The sequence below is a fragment of the Bradyrhizobium sp. genome, from assembly GCF_049581145.1.
Taxonomy (GTDB): domain Bacteria; phylum Pseudomonadota; class Alphaproteobacteria; order Rhizobiales; family Xanthobacteraceae; genus Bradyrhizobium.
Map to the genome: position 1 here is coordinate 1 of NZ_JBAURI010000264.1, position 3821 is coordinate 3821.

Consider the following 3821-nt stretch of genomic DNA (forward strand, 5'->3'; position numbering starts at 1 on the left):
GAAGTAAGCTGCGAAGGTTTCCGTGTGGGGCAGGGGGCCGATCGCGTCGAGCGATCGGCCTTCTCATTTGGTTGGTCGGCTAGGGCGCACGGGACAGTTCGGTTGCGAAATGGGCGATCGTGCGCGCATAGACGTCGCTCTTGTTCCACTGCTGCAGCACCGCGAAATTGGGGCCATTGGGCTCCCAGTCCTTGCCGCGCTGCCAGCCATAGCCCTTGAGATAGTTGGCAGTCGAGGCCAGCACATCCGGCGCATTGTGCATGAGGTCGCGTTTGCCATTGCCGTCGAAATCAACGGCGAATTTGATCCAGGACGACGGCATGAACTGGGTCTGGCCGATTTCGCCCGCCCAGGCGCCGCGCATCTCTGAGGGCGCAAGATCGCCACGGTCGACGATCCGCAGCGCGTCGGTCAGCTCGCCGCGGAACTCGTCCGAGCGCCGGCAATCATAGGCCAGCGTCGCGAGCGAGCGCAGTGTCGGAAACTTTCCGGTATTGACGCCGAAATCGGTCTCCAGCCCCCAGATCGCCACCAGCACCTCGCCCGGCACGCCATAGGTCTCCTCGATCCGGGACAGCACCGAGCCGTATTGCTTCAGCATATTGGAGCCGCGCGTCAATCTGGGAGGCACCATGCGGCCGGAAAACTCTTCAAAACTCTGGCTGAAGACCTTCTGCGAATGGTCGCGCGACAGCACGCTCTGATCGAGCGTGACGCCGTTCAGGCTCGCGTTGATGGTGGCTTGCGAGATTCCCTTGCCTGCGGCCTCTGTCTTGAAGTCGGCGAGCCACGCTTCGAAGTTCCCGGTGCCGCAGGGGGCCGCGGGCGCCGCGGTTCCGGGCAGGATGAGGGCGGCGCTGATCGCGCAGGCGAGCAAGGTTCGGCGAAGGATCATCAAAGGCATCCCGGGACAATGATCGATTCGAGGATGACCAGCGAATCAAGATGTTGATATCAACCGCGGCCGAAACGAGGCTAGTCCGTCATGGTGAGCAACTCATGACGGACGGTCAATCATCAATCTGCAGGGAATGCCAGTGGCCTCGGAGCATTTTCCGGGTGGGTGGACAGGGGCTTTCCGTAGGAAAATGCGACCAAAAAAGACAGCTGCTTCAAAGGTCAGGCCGCCGGTGCGAATCGACCGGCGGTCTGGAGCATGTCTGCTGAATTTTCAAGCGCCGTCGCGCCGCCGCCATGGGAACAGATTCGCGGGAAAATCCGCCGCAGGCCGCCGCTCACGGCGTGAGCGCGGCGGAACCGGGCGGGCATTCGGATCGATCGCGACCGCCTTGCGGTAGAGATGCCAGCTGGCGTGGCCGAGCAGGGGGATGACGACGGCAAGGCCCAAGAAGAACGGCAGCGACCCCAGCACCAAAAGCGCCGCGACGATGAGGCCCCAGGCCGCTATCGTGGCCGGGTTCTTTGCCGCGACGCGCATCGACGTGACCATCGCTTCGCCGGCGCCGGCATGGTGGTCGAGCATCATGGGGAATGACACCACGCTGATGCAGAGCGCCACCAGCGCGAACAGGAAACCGGCGCCGCAGCCGACCCCGATCAACCACCATCCTTGCGGCGTGGTCAGCACGCGTTGAACGAAATCGGAGACGCCAGAGGCGCCCTGATAACCGAACACCGCAACGTAGATGGCCTGCGCGGTGGCGACCCAGGTCACGAACAATGCCAGCAGCAATGTGCCGAGCCCGAGCATCGCGCCGAACGACGGCGATTGCAGCACGTCAAGGGCATCCCAGGCGGATGGATCTTCGCCGCGCTCGCGCCGCCTGCTCAGCTCATAGAGGCCCAGTGCAGCGAATGGTCCGAGCAGCGCAAAGCCCGCGGCTAGCGGAAACAGCAGCGGCAGCACTGCATAGCCGAACGCGGCGCGCGCCAACACCAGTCCGAGGACCGGATAGATCACGCACAGAATGATCGCGTGACTCGGCACCGCCTTGAAGTCTTCCCAGCCCAGCCGTAGCGCCTGATGCAGATCGGATAGACCAATGGTGCGGATGATGGGTCCGGCCGTCGCATCCGGCGTCGGCTGAACCTGTGGCGTGACATTGTCTTGGTATAACGTGGCCATGGTCGTTAGCTCCCTGGTCGCAGCGGCAGCGTTCTTTGCACCGGTCGAGGGTGCAAGTGGCCGTCAGACGAGCGATCACGATCAGGCCAGACGCGAACCTTTTCGGGCCTGGTCGCGAACTGAGTGATCAGCATACTCCCAAACCAGGCCGAGGTGGCTCACGGCTGGGTGAAAATCGATGCCGCAACGCAACCGTGGAGCGCGTCATTCCGCCGTCATTTCGTCGCAGCGAGGCTCTAATCACGATCTTGGTGCGCATTGGCAACCGCGAGCGGCGCGGCTAAGATTCTCGAGCGATCAAAGCTCCGTATCTGCCACCGACACATAAAAGCCGTTCCTGCCTTCACAGAATTGCCAATCCATTGGGAGCAAACGATGAGTATTTTCGGAAAAATCATGAGCGGGATATTCGGCCACTCCGCGGACGCTGCGCCTTCGAGCGGCGGCGCGGCCACCGCTCCTGCGGGCATGGGTGGGACAGCTACTGGAACCACGGGCACGGCAGCTGCGCCTGCGCCGCCGCCGGCGCAAACGGTGGAGGTCGCGCCGATCCTGGACAGGGCGGTTGCAGCCAAGCACGAAAAGCTGGAATGGCGCACCTCGATCGTCGATCTGATGAAGGCGCTCGATATCGATTCGAGCCTGGCCGCGCGCAAGGAACTGGCCAAGGAGCTCGGCTATACCGGCGACACCAATGATTCCGCGAGCATGAACGTCTGGCTGCACAAGCAGGTGATGGCCAAGCTCGCAGCCAATGGCGGCAAGCTGCCTCCTGAGATCAAGCATTAAGATCTCGTCAGGCGCAACGGAACGGGCCCGCTGGTCAGCGGGCCTTTGTTTGACGGTAGAGACAGAGAAGGTGACGCGTCAATGTCTGGTGACGTGCTCGACCTGATGCCAGGCGGCCTCGCTCAAGTCGGAGCGGCGGAGCCCGATATCGTTCAGCATGTGGTCGTCAAGCGCTTCGATGCTGAGCAATTGGGCGCGATAGCGAAGGTAGCGCTGGACTGTTCCGAACAGAGTGGCAAGCAACATGGCGACGTCTCCCAAGGTCCAAGCGCGGCAAGCGCTTTTGGGAGGCATTGCTGCGCTCTGCCCGTATGCATCGAGTTAACGGCGTTGCATCTCCGTAGTCTTGCGGGTGGAGACGGAGGTGCTCGGTCACGCCTGCTTTACCAAGCCGAGCCGTTATATCTTGCCAAATCCGCATATTCCGGGTGCTTCTGCAGAAAATCCACCACAAAGCCGCAACCGGCGATGACCTTGCGTCCGTCGGCGCGGATCAGCTCCAGCGCGCCTTCGACCAGTTCAGACGCAATGCCGCGGCCGCGCAGGGCGCGCGGCGTCTCGGTGTGGGTGATGATGATGGAATCGGGCGTCGCGCGATAATTGGCGAAAGCCATCGTGCCCTCGACGTCAAGCTCGAAGCGGCTCTGCGCCTTGTTGTCGCGAACGGCAGTCATGTCCGTCTTCCAGATCAGGTCCTGCGATCATGTAGGCCTACGAACCGGCCGATGCAAACCAGCGAACTCGGGCCGGGTCAGACTCTCAAGAGATCCTTATATTCCGGATGCGCGCCGATCCAGGCTTTGACGAACGGACACGCCGCGATCACTTTCATCTCCGTCGCCCGAATCTGGTCGAGCGCGCCTTGCAACAGCCTCGAGCCCACACCCTGGCCGCCGAGCTCCGGCGGCACTTCGGTATGGATGAAGGTGATGACATTGCCGTCGAC

At 62.4% G+C, this 3821-nt stretch carries 6 protein-coding genes; 1 reads left to right on the plus strand and 5 read right to left on the minus strand.

Annotation, left to right across the window (positions count from 1 at the left end):
• Window positions 1-79: 79 nt before the first annotated feature.
• The gene (locus WCB02_RS08960; RefSeq protein WP_423957612.1) at window positions 80-895 is read right to left on the minus strand and encodes a lytic murein transglycosylase; all 816 of its coding nucleotides are present in this window, start codon (window positions 893-895) and stop codon (window positions 80-82) included.
• Window positions 896-1171: 276 nt separating this feature from the next.
• The gene (locus WCB02_RS08965) at window positions 1172-2086 is read right to left on the minus strand and encodes a DUF2189 domain-containing protein (RefSeq protein ID WP_423957613.1); all 915 of its coding nucleotides are present in this window, start codon (window positions 2084-2086) and stop codon (window positions 1172-1174) included.
• Window positions 2087-2461: 375 nt separating this feature from the next.
• Between WCB02_RS08965 and WCB02_RS08970 the strand changes: the two genes are divergently transcribed.
• A complete protein-coding gene (locus WCB02_RS08970; protein WP_423957618.1) occupies window positions 2462-2875 on the plus strand; it encodes a DUF3597 domain-containing protein in 414 nt (137 codons plus the stop codon).
• Between the two features lie 78 nt (window positions 2876-2953).
• Here the strand turns inward: WCB02_RS08970 and WCB02_RS08975 are convergent, their stop codons facing one another.
• The 3 genes from WCB02_RS08975 to WCB02_RS08985 form a co-directional block, all read right to left on the minus strand.
• Window positions 2954-3121, minus strand: coding sequence for a DUF1127 domain-containing protein (locus WCB02_RS08975; protein ID WP_423957614.1), 168 nt, complete (start codon window positions 3119-3121; stop codon window positions 2954-2956).
• Between the two features lie 137 nt (window positions 3122-3258).
• Complete coding sequence (locus tag WCB02_RS08980) at window positions 3259-3549, minus strand: GNAT family N-acetyltransferase (protein ID WP_423957615.1); 291 nt, start codon at window positions 3547-3549, stop codon at window positions 3259-3261.
• A 77-nt stretch (window positions 3550-3626) separates the two neighbouring features.
• Window positions 3627-3821: GNAT family N-acetyltransferase (locus WCB02_RS08985; protein WP_423957616.1), on the minus strand; the 195-nt coding region annotated here is incomplete at its 5' end.

Bases quoted from the DNA above. Each gene is read 5' to 3' on its own strand.
- WCB02_RS08965 (WP_423957613.1), bottom strand. From the start codon at position 2,086: ATGGCCACGTTATACCAAGACAATGTCACGCCACAGGTTCAGCCGACG.
- WCB02_RS08970 (WP_423957618.1), top strand. From the start codon at position 2,462: ATGAGTATTTTCGGAAAAATCATGAGCGGGATATTCGGCCACTCCGCG.
- WCB02_RS08975 (WP_423957614.1), bottom strand. From the start codon at position 3,121: ATGTTGCTTGCCACTCTGTTCGGAACAGTCCAGCGCTACCTTCGCTAT.
- WCB02_RS08980 (WP_423957615.1), bottom strand. From the start codon at position 3,549: ATGACTGCCGTTCGCGACAACAAGGCGCAGAGCCGCTTCGAGCTTGAC.
- WCB02_RS08960 (WP_423957612.1), bottom strand. From the start codon at position 895: ATGATCCTTCGCCGAACCTTGCTCGCCTGCGCGATCAGCGCCGCCCTC.